Origin of the sequence: Micromonospora sp. AP08, assembly GCF_008085935.1 — a bacterium.
Classification (GTDB): Bacteria; Actinomycetota; Actinomycetes; order Mycobacteriales; family Micromonosporaceae; genus Micromonospora; species Micromonospora chersina.
The window spans coordinates 1-221 of the sequence record NZ_VSEZ01000052.1; the positions used below are offsets into that span (position 1 = coordinate 1).

General features: G+C 65.2%; 1 pseudogene. It reads right to left on the bottom strand.

Annotation, left to right across the window (positions count from 1 at the left end):
- A pseudogene (locus FXF50_RS29080) lies at nt 1–209 on the bottom strand (hypothetical protein); the annotation flags it as partial.
- Between the last annotated feature and the right edge of the window lie 12 nt (nt 210–221).

Here is a 221-nt window from a genome sequence, read left to right on the forward strand (position 1 = left end):
CCGTTGCCGTTGGCGATGCCGCCGCCGTTGCCGCCGGCGGTGTTGTTGTCGACGTGGGAGTCCTTGACCTTGAGTACGCCGCGGTTGAAGATGCCGCCGCCGTCCTCGCGGGCGTGGTTGTCGGTGACCTTGCTGTCTTCGAGGTGGACGCGGCCGAAGTTGGCGATGGCGCCGCCGTTCTTCTCGGCGTTGTTGTCGGTCAGCTTCACCTTGAACAGGTT